Annotated in this window: 21 protein-coding genes; 13 read left to right on the forward strand and 8 right to left on the reverse strand. The window is 28.5% G+C overall.

Annotated features, from left to right (window positions below; translation table 11 throughout):
• Positions 1–401: 401 nt before the first annotated feature.
• The 7 genes from LQE93_RS09115 to LQE93_RS09145 all read left to right on the forward strand — a co-directional run bounded on the left by LQE93_RS09115 (position 402) and on the right by LQE93_RS09145 (position 3,509).
• Positions 402–554 (forward strand): zinc-ribbon domain-containing protein, encoded by a 153-nt coding sequence (locus LQE93_RS09115; RefSeq protein WP_055267239.1) that lies wholly within the window; start codon positions 402–404, stop codon positions 552–554.
• A gap of 175 nt (positions 555–729) precedes the next feature.
• Complete coding sequence (locus tag LQE93_RS09120; protein WP_186838018.1) at positions 730–1,134, forward strand: GNAT family N-acetyltransferase; 405 nt, start codon at positions 730–732, stop codon at positions 1,132–1,134.
• Between the two features lie 45 nt (positions 1,135–1,179).
• Positions 1,180–1,701 (forward strand): GNAT family N-acetyltransferase, encoded by a 522-nt coding sequence (locus tag LQE93_RS09125; protein WP_231073116.1) that lies wholly within the window; start codon positions 1,180–1,182, stop codon positions 1,699–1,701.
• A 107-nt stretch (positions 1,702–1,808) separates the two neighbouring features.
• On the forward strand, positions 1,809–2,003 hold the full coding sequence (locus LQE93_RS09130) for a hypothetical protein (protein ID WP_186838020.1): 195 nt from the start codon (positions 1,809–1,811) through the stop codon (positions 2,001–2,003).
• Positions 2,004–2,008: 5 nt separating this feature from the next.
• Positions 2,009–2,227, forward strand: coding sequence for a hypothetical protein (locus tag LQE93_RS09135; protein ID WP_231073118.1), 219 nt, complete (start codon positions 2,009–2,011; stop codon positions 2,225–2,227).
• Positions 2,211–2,819, forward strand: a complete 609-nt coding sequence (locus tag LQE93_RS09140; RefSeq protein ID WP_231073130.1) for a GNAT family N-acetyltransferase — start codon at positions 2,211–2,213, stop codon at positions 2,817–2,819. Before LQE93_RS09135 ends, LQE93_RS09140 begins: the two co-directional genes overlap by 17 nt.
• Positions 2,820–2,861: 42 nt before the next feature.
• Entirely contained in the window at positions 2,862–3,509 is a 648-nt protein-coding gene (locus LQE93_RS09145) for a Type 1 glutamine amidotransferase-like domain-containing protein (protein WP_186838022.1), read from the forward strand.
• A 388-nt stretch (positions 3,510–3,897) separates the two neighbouring features.
• Here LQE93_RS09145 and LQE93_RS09150 read toward each other — a convergent pair whose 3' ends face one another.
• Complete coding sequence (locus LQE93_RS09150) at positions 3,898–4,668, reverse strand: histidinol phosphate phosphatase (protein WP_231073132.1); 771 nt, start codon at positions 4,666–4,668, stop codon at positions 3,898–3,900.
• Positions 4,669–4,715: 47 nt separating this feature from the next.
• Positions 4,716–5,669, reverse strand: coding sequence for a tocopherol cyclase family protein (locus LQE93_RS09155; RefSeq protein WP_231073134.1), 954 nt, complete (start codon positions 5,667–5,669; stop codon positions 4,716–4,718).
• A 109-nt stretch (positions 5,670–5,778) separates the two neighbouring features.
• On the opposite strand from LQE93_RS09155, the gene LQE93_RS09160 reads away from it, so the two are divergent.
• The 3 genes from LQE93_RS09160 to LQE93_RS09170 all read left to right on the forward strand — a co-directional run bounded on the left by LQE93_RS09160 (position 5,779) and on the right by LQE93_RS09170 (position 9,889).
• Positions 5,779–7,302 (forward strand): FAD-dependent oxidoreductase, encoded by a 1,524-nt coding sequence (locus LQE93_RS09160; protein ID WP_055267225.1) that lies wholly within the window; start codon positions 5,779–5,781, stop codon positions 7,300–7,302.
• A gap of 252 nt (positions 7,303–7,554) precedes the next feature.
• Complete coding sequence (locus LQE93_RS09165; protein WP_231073136.1) at positions 7,555–9,573, forward strand: amylo-alpha-1,6-glucosidase; 2,019 nt, start codon at positions 7,555–7,557, stop codon at positions 9,571–9,573.
• A gap of 169 nt (positions 9,574–9,742) precedes the next feature.
• The gene (locus LQE93_RS09170) at positions 9,743–9,889 is read left to right on the forward strand and encodes a hypothetical protein (RefSeq protein ID WP_231073138.1); all 147 of its coding nucleotides are present in this window, start codon (positions 9,743–9,745) and stop codon (positions 9,887–9,889) included.
• Between the two features lie 127 nt (positions 9,890–10,016).
• Here the strand turns inward: LQE93_RS09170 and LQE93_RS09175 are convergent, their stop codons facing one another.
• Together LQE93_RS09175 and LQE93_RS09180 are read right to left on the reverse strand one after the other, a co-directional pair.
• Positions 10,017–10,460, reverse strand: a complete 444-nt coding sequence (locus tag LQE93_RS09175) for a hypothetical protein (protein ID WP_055267221.1) — start codon at positions 10,458–10,460, stop codon at positions 10,017–10,019.
• Between the two features lie 214 nt (positions 10,461–10,674).
• Entirely contained in the window at positions 10,675–11,337 is a 663-nt protein-coding gene (locus LQE93_RS09180) for a hypothetical protein (RefSeq protein ID WP_055267219.1), read from the reverse strand.
• Between the two features lie 284 nt (positions 11,338–11,621).
• Here LQE93_RS09180 and pulA point away from each other — a divergent pair, with 284 nt between their 5' ends.
• Positions 11,622–13,598 (forward strand): type I pullulanase, encoded by a 1,977-nt coding sequence (pulA, locus tag LQE93_RS09185; RefSeq protein ID WP_442870538.1) that lies wholly within the window; start codon positions 11,622–11,624, stop codon positions 13,596–13,598.
• 67 nt (positions 13,599–13,665) lie between these two features.
• Positions 13,666–14,481: a DUF4037 domain-containing protein gene (locus LQE93_RS09190; RefSeq protein ID WP_231073141.1), complete on the forward strand. Its 816-nt coding sequence runs from the start codon at positions 13,666–13,668 to the stop codon at positions 14,479–14,481.
• A gap of 119 nt (positions 14,482–14,600) precedes the next feature.
• On the opposite strand, the gene LQE93_RS09195 is transcribed toward LQE93_RS09190, so the two are convergent.
• The 4 genes from LQE93_RS09195 to LQE93_RS09210 form a co-directional block, all read right to left on the reverse strand.
• A complete protein-coding gene (locus LQE93_RS09195; protein WP_055267215.1) occupies positions 14,601–15,041 on the reverse strand; it encodes a Fur family transcriptional regulator in 441 nt (146 codons plus the stop codon).
• A 75-nt stretch (positions 15,042–15,116) separates the two neighbouring features.
• Positions 15,117–15,959 (reverse strand): metal ABC transporter permease, encoded by an 843-nt coding sequence (locus LQE93_RS09200; RefSeq protein WP_055267213.1) that lies wholly within the window; start codon positions 15,957–15,959, stop codon positions 15,117–15,119.
• Entirely contained in the window at positions 15,959–16,750 is a 792-nt protein-coding gene (locus LQE93_RS09205) for a metal ABC transporter ATP-binding protein (protein ID WP_231073143.1), read from the reverse strand. The genes LQE93_RS09200 and LQE93_RS09205 overlap by 1 nt, the downstream gene beginning before the upstream one ends.
• Positions 16,750–17,724: a metal ABC transporter substrate-binding protein gene (locus tag LQE93_RS09210; RefSeq protein WP_186838032.1), complete on the reverse strand. Its 975-nt coding sequence runs from the start codon at positions 17,722–17,724 to the stop codon at positions 16,750–16,752. The genes LQE93_RS09205 and LQE93_RS09210 overlap by 1 nt, the downstream gene beginning before the upstream one ends.
• Positions 17,725–17,929: 205 nt before the next feature.
• Between LQE93_RS09210 and LQE93_RS09215 the strand changes: the two genes are divergently transcribed.
• Positions 17,930–19,225: an NCS2 family permease gene (locus tag LQE93_RS09215; protein ID WP_231073145.1), complete on the forward strand. Its 1,296-nt coding sequence runs from the start codon at positions 17,930–17,932 to the stop codon at positions 19,223–19,225.
• Positions 19,226–19,386: the final 161 nt, after the last annotated feature.

Genomic DNA, 19,386 nt, shown 5'->3' on the forward strand with positions numbered 1-19,386 from the left:
AATGCAAATCCTATTTGTTGCATAGGAATCACATTTTTTGTGAAGTTTTTCATATTATTACTATGCGCAAAAAAGGAAGTTCAAATTCGAACTTCCTTTTCTTTATCGGCAAATATCAATTTTTTTTTGATACAGCCCCTTATTTTTATATATTTCTCATTATAGAACCATTTATAATGGGAATTTCTAAATTTTATGGGAGTAAAAATTTTCTAAAGAATTTAAAAAATATAAAAATTAACTTGATTTATGAATATATTATGTTAAAATGGAATTAGGTCTTGGAACAAAAGACTAAATTATAAATTTAAAATTAAATAAAGGTTCAGATAGATAATATTTTCTCCTAGACTGAGAATTATTAATCCATATGTAATCTTTAATCCTAGGAGGGAATATTCATGACAGATAAGACTTTAGTATGTGTTGATTGTGGAGCTGAATTCGTATTCACAGTAGGAGAACAAGAATTCTACAAAGAAAAAGGATTCGATAACGAGCCAAAGAGATGTTTAGCTTGCAGAAGAGCTAAGAAAGAACAAAACAGAAGATAGTATGTTTTATTTGAAAGAGCTGTAGTTTATAACTACAGCTTTTTTTTTGCGTCAATAATAGAAAAAATAGATAGTTAGATATGAGAAGCTTGATAGCTATTTTTATGTAAATTTAAGGGTGTTATTTCAAAATATGTTATAATTAAACAAACATATAAAGAGAGGGAAGAGATTAATGTTTGATTATAGAGAATTTGATGAAATGTTGATTCAAGAGGTAAAGAGCATTTATAAAAAGGAATCTTGGAATGCTTATTTAAAAGATGATGAAAAATTAATAAGAGCATTTAGTAATTCATTATATATATTAGGGGCCTTTGATGAAGATAAGTTAATAGGATTTATTAGATGCGTAGGTGATGGAGAACATATATTGATGATTCAAGATTTGATTGTAAGCCCAGAGTATCAGCAGAAGGGCATAGGGACATATCTTTTTAAAACAATTAAGGACAAGTATAAGGATGTAAGAATGTTTATTGTATTAACTGATATAGAAGATGTAGTTGATAATAAGTTTTATCAATCATTCAAGTTAAGGAGGTTAGATGAGTTCAATATAGTTGGATACATGAGATAGAAAATAGGGGTATATAATAGTATTTAAGGGGAAAGGGAGATTTGTATGTTACTTAAAATAACAGAACTAGTAGATGAGAATTCAAAAAAGTTAATGGATATTTATAGAGAAAGCAATATTGATAATATTAAACATTTTTATCCAAAGATTACGGATATGGAGATAGGAAGACGTAAAGTAGAAAAAGACTATGTAAACTATCTTAAAAATGATTTTTTAACAGATAGTGATAGGTGTTGTTATGTATGGGAGGAAAATGGTATATGGGTTAGTGCTTTACGCTTTTATAAGATTAAAGATAAACTATATTATTTAGAGGCACTTGAAACTCATCCAGATTATAGAAAGAAAGGGTTTGCTGAGAAATTAATATGTGGTGTAATAGATAAATTAAAATCAGATGGAGATTTTGAAATAAAAAGCTATACTGGAAAGAAAAATATTGCATCTCAAATGACTCATGAAAAGTGCGGTTTTAAAAGAATAGAGGAAAGAGTATTTGATTACAGTATTAATGAGTATGTCGAAAATGTTATAAATTACATTTATTCTTATGAAGCTCATTAAGATTAAAGTGTTGTGATACTGTTATATATTTAGATTATTCAAGGTTCACATCTTTATATGGTGTATTAAAAAGAGTTATTACAGGGTATGGAAAAAGTAGACCGGATATGGGAGGCAATTGCCCAGAAAGATTTGATTTAGAGTTTTTAAAGTTTGTATGGAAATTTAATAAAAATAATAGAAAGAATTATTATAAGCTTCTAGAAGAAGCGAAAGGTAAGAAGATAATTATTCTAAGAAATAGAAGAGAAACGGCAAAATTTATAAAAGAGTATAGCGAAATAAGAGAGGGAGAGAAGTGAAATAGATGAGAGAAGAATGTTTTAATAAAATTAAAGAAGCAGTTAATAAATTTAAATATTCATCAATGCGATATATTGAATATAACGATATACATGATTATGAAGTATGCTTAGAAAATGTAAATATTATTTTAATATATGGTTTTAATGTTGAAGCAAATATAAATGAATATCATTGGGCAGCAAATAATGTAGAAGATCTAATAAATGTTTTGGAAGAATAAAAAGGATTTTTTAATAACATTTATACCTAATGAATGGATTTTTAGACTTGAGGAAGCTGAATTTATAGTTCGTAATGCTTGGCATGATTATTTTATGAATAATCTTAATGATATTGATATTTGTGATGATTTTGATTTTTTAACAGTTGATAGGTGTGAGGAAGCATCAAAAGTAACAATGATGTGTAAAAATCAAAGTAGAGGATTTACAGGACAGACTACTAAGTGGGTTGAAGAATGGATTAATAACACTGAAACATCTGGAGTTAATACAGGAACAAGAAACAATGCTATATTAATTGAGAAAAATGAAGAAGATGAAATAATAGGGATTGTATGTGTAGCTACCTATGGTCATGAAAGTAAAAAAGGACCTACTGTATGGATTAGAGAGGTAGCTGTAAATCCTTCTTATCAGAATAAGGGAATTGGAAGGAGATTGATAATGAAGGCTCTTTCTTACGGAAAAAAATATGGAGCAACACGTGCATTCTTAGCTGCAGATGAATGTAATGATAGAGGTATTCATCTTTATACAAGTATAGGTTTTGAAGCTAGTGAAGATGAAAGTCAGATAGATATGTTGAAGTGAAAATATATTATATAGTTAATACAATTAAAGTGTGGTGATGAAATGGGAAAATATTATTTGTTTAGTGATTTTAGCAAAGAAAACGGCTTTTCACTAATAGCAGATGAGTTTAAAAGGGATTTAAAAGATTATAATAAAATGGTCTTTATTGCATCGGACCCAAGTATAGGAGAAATAACAGATAAATATGCAGAAAAGTATTTAAAGTGGTTTGAGAAAATTGGAATAAACTTTGAAAATAAGGTTGTTTTAGATAATAGATTAGATTCTAAAAAGATGATTAATGAAATAAAAGATGCATCACTTATATACTTAATGGGTGGGACAACTCTGCTACAGATGAAGTTTTTACGTGATAATAGATTAGTTGAGTCTATAGTAAATACAGATTGCTTAATAATTGGATTAAGTGCAGGGGCTATTAATATGGCTAAAACATCAATTTTAACTACTACATGTGGACATGATAAGCAGGAGATTTATAAAGGTATTGGACTATTAGATAAAACAGTAGAGCCTCATTTTACTTTAGATAATTTTAACGATGAGTTAAAGGAATTATCATATAAATATTTAATTTATGGAATGTGTGATGAAAGTGCTATCATAGTTCGAGATGATAAATGTACTTATTATGGTGATATATATATCCTTAAGAATGGAACAGCAGAGAAGGTGATTAGTATATAAGAGCTTCCGTTGCAGAAAAAATGTAGCAATATGCAAAAGAAAAGATCATAAATAATAGAATTAAACAGATTGAAGTATGGATTCAGGATGATGGAACAGCTAATAGATGGGATAAAAAGTAGCGGATTATTTAAAGAGAAGCGTATTTAAATGTCTATGTAAAAGGTATTCCAGAAAATGATGTTATAAAAAGATTTATAAATTTAGGTGAAGCCTGGTGAGATATTGGGAGTAAGATGTTTAAATTTTGAAGCTCCTATTGAGAGAAAGGAAGAACTACAGAAAATTTGCTATAGATTACATGAAGTGAGATTATACCAATTATTTTTATAGATTTAATAAAAATAGAGGATAGATACCTAAAGAAGTATTTATTCTCTATTTTTTATTATTTGAAGTAATTAATTTTTCTAGATTTATAATAGATAGGCTTTAATGATAGTTGTTCTGCAAGCATTAAAGCTTCTTTTATATTATTTCCTATAGCTGAAGGGGTATGGGCATCTGAGCCTATAGTTACATATCTCCCACCTAATTCTTTATAGAATTTATAAGTCTCAAGTAAAGCCTGTAAAGAAGCAGGATTAGATAATCTTCTTGTGTTTATTTCAATGGCTTTATCCTTTTTTATTAGATTTAAGAATATAGCTTCTACAATTTCTTTATAAGGGTTAATATTTATTTCGTTATTAGGAAAAGGAGCATATCTAAAAAGATAATCTATATGTCCTAAAGAATCAAAGTTATTATAATTTTCAACGCAGTATAACATGTTTTCATAATATCTTTTATAGAAATCATCACTAGGTAGTTTATTATTGTGGAATGTATTATATATATCTAAACCATCAACAGTATGAATAGAACCAAGGATATAATCGAAATCGTATTTATTAGCAGTAGCTTCATTTTCTAAAAGTGTATTTTGGGTCATGCCAATTTCAATACCTAGTAATAATGAATCAGATCTATAATTACTATAAGTTTCTAAATATCTTGGAATATCACATTTAAATTCATTTTCTTCAGGATAGTCAAGATCCATATGTTCAGTTAAACATACACCTAGATTTAGTGACTTTGAAGCAGTGATTACTTCACTTATAGACATTTTACTATCACTTGAAAAAATAGTATGCATATGAGTATCAAATATCATTTTTACCTCCAAGTAATTACTTTTATATCTATAGAGTATACCACAAATTACATAAGGTTACCTCCGAATTCAATTCCTGTATTTGAACCTTCTCCAGAGTAGATAAGTGTATTATTTTTTGTATCTACAAGCTCCATTTGGACTTTAGCACTTAAGGTTTCTTTCACAAATGGAACCATTTGACCATTTTTTGGACCATAGCATAAAATGAAAGAATTAGTATCGGTTATAGTTTTTAGAGAAAGTCTAAGGTTTTTATGTATTACAGTTAGAAGTATATCGTTATTTTCTACCTTGAGGTCTAATTTACTTCTATTCATAGTCGTAAAAGGGAAAAACATATTATCTACAGTAACACCTATTAAAAAACCTCTAAAGTTTTTTAGTGGAAATGGTATTTCTCCTAAAGAACAGGTTATAGTAGCTCTAGAATCCTTAAAAGTATTACTTTGAATCCAAAGCCATTCTACAGGGAAACTACGGCCCCAATTTTTTTCAATATAAACTTTACCACCATTGAAATCAATAATATTGTTATTAATACTTAAGGTACCTTTTATATCACCATCTAAAGCACATACCTGACTATAGCATTCCATAAACTTTAAGTAGTTATAAAATCCCATGCTACCTGGATTTATAATAGAATCACTCCATTTAACAAGATTAGAAAACAATAATGAACCTTTAATTTTCAGTTTAGAATTATATAAATCTAAAAAAATCCCATCTAGGGAAAAAGAATTATTAGAAATATTAATTTTTAGATATGAGTTAGAAGAAAAAAAGTCATTTTTATAAAATCTAAAATAATCATATAACACATCTTCTCCTCGAAGTACTTGAATAAAAGAATGTGAGTCGGAAGAAAGGCTTATACCAGGGATAATGGCTAAAGTATATTTTCTATGTTTAGTTACTAATTTATAATACCAGCCTTCAAAAAAGTTATCTTTTTTATTTTTTCCATTATATAAGTTTGGATTACGTATAATACTCATTTTTTCCTCCAATAAAATTATTCTTATAGAGTTAGTCTTATCAAACATAGGATAAATATACAGGGGTATACTATTTGTATAATATAATTTAATGGAAAGGAAGTTATGTATGAATAAATCTTTATGGATAAGTAGTTCACAAGGCGATAGATATGGAGAGTTAGATGAGGATAAAAGAGTTGAATGCTTAATAGTAGGGGGAGGAATTGTTGGAATTACTACAGCATATTTATTATGTAAAAAAGGATATAAGACTACTATTGTAGATGCTGACTATATTGGCTATGGTGCTACTGGTAGAAATACTGGGAAGATAACTCCTCAACATGGAATAAAATACTCTGATATATATAAGCGTTATGGAAGAGATAATGCTAAGAAATATTATGAAGCTAATAAAGAAGCTTTAAAGTTAATTGAGAATATAATAGAAGAGAATAAAATCGAATGTGATTATGAGAAAGCTCCAGCTTATATTTATGCAGAAGATGATAGTGATGGAAAAAAAGTATTGAACGAATTTAATATTTGTAAAGAGATAGGGATTAATTGTGAGTTTATAATGGATATTCCTTTGCCTATTAAATCATCAGGAGCTATAAAGTTTAATGTAGGAGCACAGTTTAATCCTAAGAAGTATATTGATGCTTTAGCAAAAAAAGTAAAAGAGTTAGGCGGGGAAATATATGAGAAATCTCCTATGAAATCTGTAGATGCATATGAAGATAGTATAACAGTACATAGTTTAAATGGGTATGAAATTAAAGCAGATAAACTTATTATAGCTTCACACTATCCATTTTATGATGGATTAAGCTTTTATTTTGCAAGATTAAAACCTGAAAGATCATATGTAGTAGCAGGAGAGTATGATGGTGATTTTCCACAAGCTACATTTATCAATTCATCTACACCAAAGAGAAGTTTAAGAATATATAATGATGGAGAAAGAAGATTTTTATTAATAGCAGGAGAAGGTCATAAAGTTGCTCATAAAACAGAAGAAGACCATTATGGAGCTTTAGAGCAATATGGTAGAGACGTATTTGGTGTTGAGAACTATCAATATAGATGGAGTACACAAGATTATATAACTACAGATAATGTTCCATATATAGGATATTTAAATTCAGTAACAAAGAATATATTGGTAGCAACTGGATTTGCAAAGTGGGGAATGAGTAACGGAACTTTAGCAGGTATTATATTAAGTGATCTTTATATAAAGGGAAAGAGTAAGTATTTAAATACATTTACACCATCAAGGAGCGATGGGTATTTAACAGGAGAATTTTTTAAGGAAAATGCTGATGTAGGAGTTCAATATTTAATTGGAAAACTTAAGATTGCATCTAAAGAGATGCCGGAAAAAGGTTTTGGAAAAGTAGTTATTATTGATAAAGCTAAATTTGGGGTGTATAGGGATGAGAATGATATATTTCATATAGTAGATACAACATGTACACATTTGGGATGTGAATTAAAATGGAATCCATTAGAGAAAAGTTGGGATTGTCCCTGCCATGGTTCAAGATTTGGAATAGATGGTGATATATTAGAAGGACCAGCAACTATTCCTTTAAAACAATATGGAGCAGAGACATACAATGAGATAAATCCAAATTTATTATAATGATAAGTTATAAATGGCAAGTTATAAATTAATGTTGAAAGTACGTACAGTTTCTTTAAGATTTAAGTTTTCTAAAAATTAATTTTAGTTAAATTTATACTTTAACTTGCCAATTGTAACATTGAAGAAATAATCAATAATTATTTGTTAGTAGATAACGTTTCTTAAATACATCTTTAATTTAAAAATTATTGACTTGGAAACGATTCCGATATAATCTATAAATGAGACAGAGATATGGGAGGGATAACTATGGAGAAGGTTTATAAATATGGAAGAGGCAACTTTAAAAGTATTGAAGATGGAAATGAATTACTTTGGATGATTGGTAATGGTATTGGTGGGTTTGCTAATCATACTGTTGCTGGTGGAGGAGCACAATGCTTTCATGGATACTTGGTAGCATCTCTAAATGCACCTGTAAATAGAACTTTGATACTTACAAGAACTCAAGAAATAATAGAAATTGATGGAAGAGAATATGATTTAACATCTCAACAATATATAGGAACTTCAAAGAATGGACAAGAATATTTAGAACGATTTGTTTTTGATTCAGTTCCAGAATATATGTATAAAGTTGAAGATATTAATATAAAAAAGACAATCGCTATGGAGTATGGACACAATACTGTAGTTGTTTGCTATGAAATAGAAAATGGATTAGATCAAGCTAAATTAAGAATAGTTCCATTATTTAATTATAGACCATCAACAGATGTTAGTGAAAAAAATGAACTAAAATTTGATATGGCGGTTGATGATAGAAAGTTAACTTTAATACCTGATATAGATAAAGAAAGAGAGATTAAATTCTATACTTCTGAAGGTGAGTTTTATGATAGAAGTTTAATACCAACAAGTATGGCTACACCAAATTACTTAATTGAAGAAAATCATTACTATATGATTGATCATAGAACAGGATTTTTAGGGGTAGATAATCATTACACTCCTTATGAGGTACAGATTGATTTAGAACCTTTCGAAAAGAAGAAGTTTTACATTAAATGTACTATAGAGGAATTAGATAATAAATCTGGATTTGATATTATAAATGAATATAAGCATAGAGCAGAAAAATTAGTAAGACAAGCTGGTTTAGAGGATAGATTTGCTAATAACCTTGTTAAAGCAGCAGATCACTTTATAGTAAAGAGAGAGAGTACAGGACTTAAAACTGTATTAGCTGGATATCCATGGTTTACTGACTGGGGAAGAGATACTATGATAGCTTTTGAAGGCTTGACTTTAGTTACCAAAAGATTTGATGATGCTAGAGAGATATTAGAATCATTTGCAAGATATATTAAGAATGGACTTGTACCAAATGTGTTCCCGGATAAGAACACAGAACCAGGATATAATACAGTTGATGCTTCTCTTTGGTATTTTCAAGCAGTATATCAGTATTTAAATTATACTGGAAATGAAGAGGATTATAATTTTATTAAAGAAAAGATATATCCAAAGTTAAAAGAAATTTATGAAGCATATTCAACATCTACAGATTTTTCAATAGGTATGGATGAAGATGGATTAATTCATGCTGGTGGAGGACTAGATCAAGTAACTTGGATGGATGTAAGAGTTGGAGATTATGTAGTGACACCTAGACATGGAAAGCCGGTAGAAATTAATGCTTTATGGTTTAATTCGCTAAAGATAATGGAAATACTAGCTAAGGAATTTGGCGAAGACAATACTCAATATAAAGAATTGGCAGCAAAAGTTAAAGAATCTTTTAATAAGAGATTTTGGAATGAAAAAAAAGGGTGTCTCTATGATGTAGTTGATGAAGATGATGATAGAATAAGACCAAATCAAATTTGGGCAGTATCATTACCATTTTCAATATTAGATAGAGAGAAAGAAAAGAGTATAGTAAATGTAGTATATAAACATCTATATGCTACTTATGGATTACGTTCATTATCTTTTATGGATAAAGACTATAAAAATAAATATATAGGTAAGCTTTTTGACAGAGATTGTGCTTATCATATGGGAACAACTTGGGGATTTTTAATAGGTGGATTTATAACTGCTTATTGTAAGGTTAATGATTATTCTAAAGATGCGGTAGAGAAAGCTGAGCATATGTGTAAGGTTTTTGAAGATACAATGAGAGATGGTTGTATAAATGGAATAGCAGAGATTTTTGATGGAGATTTTGCATCTACAAGTAGAGGATGTTACTCACAAGCTTGGAGTGTAGCAGAAGTTCTAAGAGCGTATGCTAATGATGTTATGCCATATTTAAATTGCTAAAGTGGGAATTAAAGTTAAATTTGACTAAATTATGTTTGGGTTATAAAATATACTTAGGTACCTAAGAGTAGTGCCTTAAAGTGTTGTTATTAAAAGTGTTATGAGTTTTTTATGAGTTATGGCTGTAGTTTTATTACTACAGTCTTTTTTTGAGAAAAAAGGTAACAGAATGTTTAACTCAAAAAGTGTAATTGAAATTTTTCAAGGAAGACTATTACCATTTATGCCATCTGGAGTTATTATTTTGACATCAGCAGTTAGCGATGTAAATGGAATAGTCTTTACTATAGATACTTTTTTAGGTAAAATTCCATAGATAGCTTTAGAGATTTTAATATGTTATTAGGTAATTAATATAAAAGAAAATTATATTAATAATATTATTACAGTTGTTGTGTTAATAATGATATATATTACTTTAAAAAAGTACAAAAATTAATAGGCTATTGTATAGAATTGAAATAGGATTTTAACCTAACAACCTCTTCAGTAGTTAATTTTTCTCTATTTCTTTTTTTTGATATAATTTCTTTAAAATCATTAAATTCATCTTCTGTTAGTTTTGACTTGAATACTATATCTTTTAATGTAGCCATTTGTTCAATATCTTCTTTGTCTAATCTGTTATTTGTAATCATTTTATTTTGGATATCATCTAAAATCTTTTTTTCATTTTCATTTAAAAGTTTTATATTATTTTCAGTCCAAAAAATATCTATATATTTACTATTTGAACTATCATCATCAGTGTAAAATGAATTGAATTCATCATCACAAGTGCAAGGCAAATTGAAAGAAGCATTAGGTTTTAAAAATGGATTAAAAAAACTAAAACTTTCTATGATTAATAATATTAGTATTATAGTAGTAAATTTTCTTTTAAGCATTCAACATCACTCCTCTAAAAATATTATCTCTCATAATTTGCTATATTATTTAAAATTATATAATTATTAAAATAAAAAGTTCTGCTACATATATGTAGTAGAACTTTTTAAGAATATAAATTAATAGTCATATTAAGAAATTTCAATACTTTTATATAAATAAAATGTTACCGTATATTTGATAATATGATATCAGTTATATATAGGATTATAATTATTGATCCTTTGAATCTCTGCAAGGAGTTTTGCATTTATTTTTATCTTTGTCATGATCTTTATCATGTTTATCTTCATCATGATCTTTGTGATGATGTTTATCTTTTTTATCTTTTTTATCTTTACATTTCTTATCTTTTTTAGTTTCCTTTTCTTCCTTAGTTTCTGCATCCTTCTTATTAGAAGTTTTATCTTCTTTGCACTTTGGTTTTATTTCTTTAGTAGGAGCAGCTGGTGTTTGCTCTTCAGTCTTAGTAGAATCTTTAGGTTTTTCTCCACAAGGTTTTTTCTTCATATCTTCTGCTGGTTTTTGTTCTTTAGCAGGAGTAGCAGGAGTTTGTTCTTTCTCCATAGTTTTTTTGTTCATATCCTCTTTAGGTTTTTCTTCCTTAGCAGGAGTAGATGGTACTACCTTTTTAGAATTATCCTCACAAGGTTTCTTCTTCATATCTTCTGCAGGCTTTTGTTCTTTAGCAGGAGCAGATGGTTTTTCTTCTTTTTTAGACTCCCTATCTCCACTTTTATCGGAGTTTGTTGAAGGGTTTGAGACTTCAACAGGTTTTAGCTCTGAAACTTTAATTGTTGCTGAAGGCATAGATATTAAAGTCTCAGAAGCGATAACTAAAGACAATAACATAAGTGATAAATTTTTTTTCTTCATAATATTCCTCCTTTGTTTTGACAGGATAATTATTAGCCTGTCATATATGTTTATTATGTGAAAAAGTCGCAAATATTAATAAGGTAAATAATTGGTTAAAGGATATAAATTGCTAATTAATTTGGAATTATATTCAAAAATAAAATATATTAATATTTAACATATTTAGGGAATAAAATATGTTATAATAAAATAGGAATTATTTAAAAATAGAAACCATTTAAGCAAGAAATCGGAACCGTTTCCGAAAAACTTAAGAAAGAGTTGAGGAGTATAGAATGAAAATGAGAGAAATTGTAGATGTGAATAAGTATTTTGAAAGTAAAGAATTTCAAAAATTATATAATTATGATGGTGAATTAGGAGCAATTTATTCTAAAGAAAAAACAAAATTTATATTATGGGCACCTACTGCAGATGAAGTTAAAATTGCTTTTTATGGGAATGATCCTTATGACTATGAATGTGAAGCTAAAAAAATATTAAAGATGAATAAAAGCATTAAAGGAAGTTGGACTTTAGAAGTAGACGGCGATTTAAGCGGAGAATTTTATAATTATATAGTTTATATAGATAAAAATGAAAATGTATTAGTAGATCCATATGCAAAAGCTGTAGGTGTAAATGGAAATAGATCTATGGTAATAGATTTAGAAGCTACAAATCCAGAACAATGGGATGAAGATACGAAGCCAGAACTAAATAATTGGACAGACTCCATAATATATGAGGTTCATGTAAGAGATTTTACAATAGATGAATCATCAGGAATAGAAGCTAGTATCAGAGGAAAATTTAAAGGCTTTATAGAGGATAAGACACCATTAAATCATTTAAAGGAGATGGGATTTACTCATATTCATCTTTTACCATCTTTTGATTATGCATCAGTAGATGAAACTAAACTTCATTTACCACAATATAATTGGGGATATGATCCTAAAAATTATAACGTTCCAGAAGGTTCATATTCAACAAATCCTTATAAAGGAGAAGTTAGAATAAAAGAGTTTAAGGAATTAGTGCAAAAGTTACACAGAGAAGGATTAAGAGTTGTTATGGATGTAGTATATAATCATACTTTTGACTTAAATTCATTTCTAAATTTGGCTGTGCCTAAATATTATTATAGAGCAGATGAAGATGGTAATTACACAGATGGTTCTGCTTGTGGGAACGAAACTGCTTCAGATAGATATATGTTTAGAAAGTATATGGTAGATTCGGTAGTTTATTGGGCTAAGGAGTATCATATAGATGGGTTTAGATTTGATCTTATGGGATTACATGATATTGAAACAATGAAGGAAATTAGAAGAGAATTAGATAAAATAGATAAATCTATAATAATATATGGTGAAGGATGGGCAGGTGGTCCAACTCCTCTATCAGATGAAAAAGCTGCATTAAAGAAAAATACTTTTAAATATAACGATTTGCAAATAGCTGCTTTTAGTGATGATTGTAGAGATGGAATAAAAGGACATGTTTTTTATGAAGAAGAAGCTGGATTTGTAAATGGAGGCAAAGATTTAGAAGAAGCTATAAAATTCTCAGTAGTAGCATCTACTAAGCATCCACAAGTTGATGTAAATAAGGCTATGTACGCTAGAAATTTTTGGGCTAACGAACCTTATCAAACTATAACTTATGCATCAGCCCATGACAATTTAACATTATGGGACAAACTACAAACAGTGAATAAAGATGTATCAGAAGATGAGCTTATAAAGATGAATAAATTAGCGGCAGCAATAGTCTTAACATCACAAGGTATAAGCTTTATTCATGCTGGGGAAGAAATAGCTAGAACTAAGATGGATGAAGAAGGAAATTTAATAGAAAACAGCTTTAAGTCATCTGATTATGTAAATAAACTAAGATGGGAAAGAAGAAACACGTATAAAGAATTAATGGAGTATTATAAAGGATTAATTAAATTAAGAAAAAGATATAAAGCTTTTAGAATGGATTCAAATAGTGATATTCAAGAGAATATTAAATTTTTAGAAAAAGGAAAAGAATTCACAGATAGTAATGTAGTTGCATATATATTAAATACTAAAGGGAAAATAGATGAAGAAAATGATATTTTAGTAATTTTCAATAGTAATAATAGAGATGTACATGTTAACATACCACATGGAAAGTGGAGTTTAGTTGTAAATGAAGAAAAAGCAGGGATAGAAGAAATAAAGGAAATTAGGGATAGTGAGCTAAAGGTGAAAGCAAAATCAGCTTACGTACTTATAGCTAAATAATTTTTAACTTTAGAAGATATGAGGTTTCATATCTTCTAAAGTAAATATATAAAATTGGGGTGAGAATATGGGTGTTAATATGATAGTATACCAACTTGTAAACGAGTACAAAAAGTTTGATGAGGTATTATCAATAACTTTAACAGGGTCAGGGGCTAGTGGGAAAAATGATTTTTTTTATGATATAGATATAGAGGTGATATTAAAGGCTGAAATTGATGCTAATAGGCGGAGTAAAGCGTTAAAAAAGTTTTCAGATACTATAGAAACTATTAGCGGAAGATATGGAGAAAAAGATATTTTTATATTAAGAAATTCTACAACAGAAATAGATGTAAGTTATTATACGCTAGATACTTTAAAGGATAATTTATTCGATGTAATTGACAATTGTAAAGCCTCTGTAGGCTATACAACATGTTTATGGAAGGTGGTTTCAGGAGCTTTTATAGCTTACGATAAGGAAAATACTTTTAAGAATCTTCAAAAAAAATATAGAGTAGCTTATCCTCAGAAGCTAAAACTAAATATAGTAGATAAAAATTATTATTTATTAAGAGATAGTATATCATCTTATTATAATCAGATAGATAAAGCTATACATACAGGAGATTTAATAAGCGTAAGTTATAAGGTATGTAAGTTTTTAGATAGTTACTTTGATGTAGTGTTTGCTGTTAATGAGATGCCACATCCTGGAGATAAGAGGTTGGTATCAATAATTAATTCAAGGTGTAAAAAGATACCTAGATTCCTGACTGAGGGTGTGAATACATTAATAGAGAATTCATGTAAATGTAATAAAGAGATATTGAAAAATATGGATGATATCGTTGATGATCTTAAAGAATTTTTACATGAAGAAGGAATTAGAGTTAGTTAAAATTAGGAGTTAATAATTTAGATTAAAACTTAATAGGTAGATTTCTAAACTAGAAATTAAATAAATCCAGCATATGCTGGATTTATTTAATTACTTTTTATTATAAATGGATAAGTAGTTTATTTGGTTTTAGGATTGTTTTTACATTCTTTGCAAAATCCATAAATTTCAAGTTTGTGACTTGTAATTGTAAAACCTAAAGTATCTTCTAATTCTGATTCATAAGTATGTAGAGGGCAACCAGATATAGGAAATACTTTTTTGCATCCATTACATATAAGATAATGTTTATGTTGCATATCGTTCATTTCATAACAAGTCTTATTAGTTTCTTCGAAAATAAACTTATTTATTAAAGAATTAGCAACTAATGTATCTAAAATTCTATAAATGGATGATAAATTTATAGAGATATTTCTTTGTTTAAGAATAATATAAATATCTTCAGCAGTAACTGGTCTTTTACTGCTTTCAATAACCTCTAATACTGAATTTCTATGCTTAGTAACCTTAAGGCCTTTACATTTTAGTAAATTGCTAAAATTAGGTTTATTATTCAAAATCCCCATCCTTTCAAAGTATCATAGCATTATAATAACATCTTATAGGCTTTAGGATAAAGTGCTTTAATAAAATTATATAAATTTTTGCTTATAACCTAAAGTAATAAAGAACATAATTGCTGAAATCAATACTATAGTTGCACCAGTAACAGTGTTTAAGTAGTAAGATAGTATTAAACCTATAATTCCTGACAATAAAGAAATTATAATTGATATCAAGTGATATTGACGTATATTCTTTGAAACATTACGTGCTGCAGCTGCTGGTAAAACTAAAAGTGAATTAATTATTAAAAGTCCTACCCAGTTAACAGTTATAGTTACAACAACTGCAATAGTTATAGTAAATAATAATTCAATTAGCAATGTGTTAGTACCACGACTTTTAGCTAGTGAACTATTTATACTAACTAAAAGAAGTTTATTAAATATAAATGACCAAACTAATAAAATTATTATAAATAATACTACTAACATAAGTATTTCCTTAGGTGTAATACTTAATAAATCACCAACTAAATAAGATGAGAATTTATTCATATTACCACCTAAACTCATAAGAACCAAACCTAAAGCAATAGCAATTGATGAAAATACTCCTATTATAGTATCTGTTGATGAATTACCTTTATTTTTTATTAAAGTAATAGCAATCGCAAAAAAGATGGAAAATATAGTAGCTCCCCATGTTGGGCTTATTCCACCTACTAGAATTCCTATTGCTATTCCAGTAAAAGCACCGTGCCCTAAAGAATCGGCAAAGAAAGCCATTTTATTATTTACTACCATAGTACCAAGTATTCCAAATAAAGGAGTAACTAATAAAACTGCGATTAATGCATTTTTCATAAAATCATAATGTACCCATTGAAATGGGAGTATAAAGTCTATAAATCCATATAAAGATTCTAGCATTATTTTTTACCTCCTTTACTCTTAGAATCGTCTTCTTCATACCAAGACAATCCGAAAATTTTACTTGTAGTTTTATTTGTAAATACTTCCTTAGGAGTTCCACTACAAAGAACAGAACCTTTTAATAAAACAACCTTATCTGCATATTTAGCAACTAAGTCTAAATCATGAGACACTAGTATAATAGATAAATCATACTTAGATTTTACGTCCATTAATATATCATAGAATAACTCAAGACCGTTTTGATCTATTCCAGATACAGGTTCATCGAGAAGTAGAATATTAGGCATTGGATCTAAAGCTAATGCTAATAAAACTCTTTGAAGTTCACCACCGGATAAAGCTCCTAGTTTTCTATCTATTAAGTATTCTGCTTTTACTCTAGAAAGACTTTCAGAGACTTTTTCTCTATATTTTTTTGATGAGTATAACCAAACAGGGGTTTTTGAGTTGCAAGCTATGAATAAATCAAGAACACTTGCAGGAGTACTTAAATCAAAATTTAAATATTGAGGTACATAACCAATAATAGGGCTTGATACTCCTTTAGATGAAGTACCAACATAAGTTAATTTTCCAGTGTGCTTAATTTCTCCTAATAAAGCTTTTAAAAGTGTACTCTTACCAGCACCGTTAGGCCCTATAATAGAAGTTAACTCTCCACAATGAAAGTGTAGATTTATATTTTTTAAAATTTCATTTGTACCTATAGTAACAGATAAGTTTTCAACTTTTGTACAGCAAAAATCAGAGCATTTGTTGTTATTAGTATAATTTGAATTTTCCATTATTTTAACGCCTCTTTTAAAGTTTCAAGATTTTGTTCCATTTTAGTTATATAATCGTCGTAAGCATCAGATGTTGAATCACCTGTTACAATAGGGTCTAGGGTATAAAGTGGAATACCTGTTTCATTTGAAATTGTAGTGGCAGCTTTAGCAGCATATTGTGGTTCTGTAAATAAAGCTTTTACATTATTATTTTTTGCAATTTCAATAGTTTCCTCTAATTGTTTTGGTGATGGTTCTGTTCCTGGCTCAACTTCAACGACACCAACTATATTTAAGTTAAACTCTTCAGCAAAGTAAGGAAATGCTTCATGGAAAGTTATTATATTACGATTTGGAAGAGTATCTATTACTTCGTGCATTTCAGTTTTTAAAGCTTCAAGCTTTGATATGTATTCTTTTGCATTAGCTTCGTATTTATCAGCATTATCAGGATCATATTTAGCTAATCCATCTGCTATATTTTGTACTTGCTTTATATTGTTACTTATGCTGACCCAAACATGAGGATTATCTTCGTGATCATGATCATCAGCATGAGTTTCTTCTTCATCGTGGTTATGATTTTCATCATCATGACTATGTTCTTCACCATCAGCAGTTAATAACTTAATTCCTTCGCTAGAATCAACTATATCTAAATCTTTTTCATTAGATATAACCTTATCAAGGAAACCTTCCATTCCAGCACCATTTACTACGAAGATATCTGCTGAAGATAAAGTTTTTAAATCTTCTGGAGATAATTGATAATCATGTAGACAACCAGTTTGTGCTTTTGTCATATTAATTAATTTTACGTTAGGAACATCTTTAATAATATTAAGGGTTGATATATATATTGGATAAAAAGATGTAACTATAGTTATTTCGTTAGAATCATTTATGGATTCGGTATTTTTAGAGCTACACCCCATAAGTGCTACTAATGTAATAATTAATAAGGATAATATTTTTGTATACTTTTTTTTCATACTTGTCCTCCTAAATTCAAATGAGAATAGTTTGCATTTATAAGTATATTATACACTTTTTTAGGAAAAGGTAAAGATAAAATATAACGCCAAATTTCTGAATTATAATTAAAAAAAATAAAAAAACGTTCGTTAAAAAGGTTGAAAAATGTCGAATTTATAGTATTATAGTATGTGCACAAAAAAATTATAAAGGTGGAGAACTATGGATAAGTTTTTTAAACTTAAAGAAAACAATACTAATGTAAGGACAGAAGTAGTTGCAGGTATTACAACATTTATGACAATGGCTTATATATTAATAGTAAATCCAAGTATATTGTCAGCAGCAGGTATGGATCAAGGTGCAGTATTTACAGCTACAGCGGTTTCAGCGATAATAGGAACATTAATAATGGGGCTTTATGCTAAACTTCCATTTGCTCAAGCACCAGGTATGGGCTTAAATGCATTCTTTGCATTTACAGTAGTTTTAGGAATGGGATATTCATATCAATTTGCTTTAACAGCAGTTTTATTAGAAGGATTAATTTTTATTGTTTTAACAATATTTAATGTAAGAGAAGCAATAGTAGATTCAATTCCAGCTAATATAAAAAAAGCGATTTCAGTAGGGATAGGTTTATTTATAGCTTTAATAGGATTAGAAGGTGCAGGAGTAGTAGTTCATCCTGCAGATGGAGGTACTATAGTAGCTTTAGGAAATATAACATCAGGCCCAGGGCTTTTAGCTATAATAGGAATAGTAATAACAGGAATATTAGTAGCTAGAAAAGTTAAAGGAGCATTATTCTTAGGAATGGTTATAACTACAATAATAGGTATTCCTATGGGAGTAACTCAAATGCCAAGTGCTATAGTAAGCATGCCACCTTCAATATCAAGTACATTTATGCAATTTGAGTGGCATAATATATTTAGTTTTGATATGGTGATAGTGTTATTTACATTATTATTTATGGATATGTTTGATACTATAGGTACTTTAGTAGGTGTTGCTACAAAGGCTAAGATGTTAGATGAAAATGGTAAGGTTCCAAACATTAAAAAAGCTCTTTTTGCAGATGCTATAGGAACAACAGTTGGAGCTTGTTTAGGAACTAGTACAGTAAGTACTTTCGTTGAGAGTGCAGCTGGGGTAGCAGAAGGTGGGAGAACTGGATTAACAGCAGTTTCAACAGCTGTTATGTTTGGAATATCATTATTCTTTGCACCATTATTTGGAATGATTACACCAGCAGTAACAGCATCGGCTTTAGTAATAGTTGGATTATTTATGATTGAGACTATAAAAGAGATTAATTTAGAAGATTATACAGAAGCTGTGCCAGCATTCTTAACAATCATAATGATGCCATTTGCATATTCAATATCAGATGGTATAGTATTTGGAGTAATTTCATACATAGCATTAAAATTATTTTCAGGGAAATATAAAGATATTTCACTTACAACGGTGATAGTTGCTATAATTTTTGTGTTGAAATTTGTTTTAGTATAAACATTTATTATAATTAACAATTAAATTATAATTGTTAACTTTCAGGTAAGTAAATTATGGCATAATAATTTATTTGAATTATCCTCATACTAAGAATGAAGTAGGAGGTGATTCTATGGCAAAGAAAGGTCAAAGAGCAACTTGGGAAAATGATAATTTTC

It is taken from the genome of Clostridium sp. NSJ-145 (assembly GCF_021044725.1).
Taxonomy (GTDB): domain Bacteria; phylum Bacillota; class Clostridia; order Clostridiales; family Clostridiaceae; genus Clostridium; species Clostridium disporicum_B.

Bases quoted from the DNA above. Each gene is read 5' to 3' on its own strand.
- LQE93_RS09115 (WP_055267239.1), top strand. From the start codon at position 402: ATGACAGATAAGACTTTAGTATGTGTTGATTGTGGAGCTGAATTCGTA.
- LQE93_RS09120 (WP_186838018.1), top strand. From the start codon at position 730: ATGTTTGATTATAGAGAATTTGATGAAATGTTGATTCAAGAGGTAAAG.
- LQE93_RS09125 (WP_231073116.1), top strand. From the start codon at position 1,180: ATGTTACTTAAAATAACAGAACTAGTAGATGAGAATTCAAAAAAGTTA.
- LQE93_RS09130 (WP_186838020.1), top strand. From the start codon at position 1,809: ATGGGAGGCAATTGCCCAGAAAGATTTGATTTAGAGTTTTTAAAGTTT.
- LQE93_RS09135 (WP_231073118.1), top strand. From the start codon at position 2,009: ATGAGAGAAGAATGTTTTAATAAAATTAAAGAAGCAGTTAATAAATTT.
- LQE93_RS09140 (WP_231073130.1), top strand. From the start codon at position 2,211: ATGTTTTGGAAGAATAAAAAGGATTTTTTAATAACATTTATACCTAAT.
- LQE93_RS09145 (WP_186838022.1), top strand. From the start codon at position 2,862: ATGGGAAAATATTATTTGTTTAGTGATTTTAGCAAAGAAAACGGCTTT.
- LQE93_RS09150 (WP_231073132.1), bottom strand. From the start codon at position 4,668: ATGATATTTGATACTCATATGCATACTATTTTTTCAAGTGATAGTAAA.
- LQE93_RS09155 (WP_231073134.1), bottom strand. From the start codon at position 5,669: ATGAGTATTATACGTAATCCAAACTTATATAATGGAAAAAATAAAAAA.
- LQE93_RS09160 (WP_055267225.1), top strand. From the start codon at position 5,779: ATGAATAAATCTTTATGGATAAGTAGTTCACAAGGCGATAGATATGGA.
- LQE93_RS09165 (WP_231073136.1), top strand. From the start codon at position 7,555: ATGGAGAAGGTTTATAAATATGGAAGAGGCAACTTTAAAAGTATTGAA.
- LQE93_RS09170 (WP_231073138.1), top strand. From the start codon at position 9,743: ATGTTTAACTCAAAAAGTGTAATTGAAATTTTTCAAGGAAGACTATTA.
- LQE93_RS09175 (WP_055267221.1), bottom strand. From the start codon at position 10,460: ATGCTTAAAAGAAAATTTACTACTATAATACTAATATTATTAATCATA.
- LQE93_RS09180 (WP_055267219.1), bottom strand. From the start codon at position 11,337: ATGAAGAAAAAAAATTTATCACTTATGTTATTGTCTTTAGTTATCGCT.
- pulA (WP_442870538.1), top strand. From the start codon at position 11,622: ATGAGAGAAATTGTAGATGTGAATAAGTATTTTGAAAGTAAAGAATTT.
- LQE93_RS09190 (WP_231073141.1), top strand. From the start codon at position 13,666: ATGGGTGTTAATATGATAGTATACCAACTTGTAAACGAGTACAAAAAG.
- LQE93_RS09200 (WP_055267213.1), bottom strand. From the start codon at position 15,959: ATGCTAGAATCTTTATATGGATTTATAGACTTTATACTCCCATTTCAA.
- LQE93_RS09205 (WP_231073143.1), bottom strand. From the start codon at position 16,750: ATGGAAAATTCAAATTATACTAATAACAACAAATGCTCTGATTTTTGC.
- LQE93_RS09210 (WP_186838032.1), bottom strand. From the start codon at position 17,724: ATGAAAAAAAAGTATACAAAAATATTATCCTTATTAATTATTACATTA.
- LQE93_RS09215 (WP_231073145.1), top strand. From the start codon at position 17,930: ATGGATAAGTTTTTTAAACTTAAAGAAAACAATACTAATGTAAGGACA.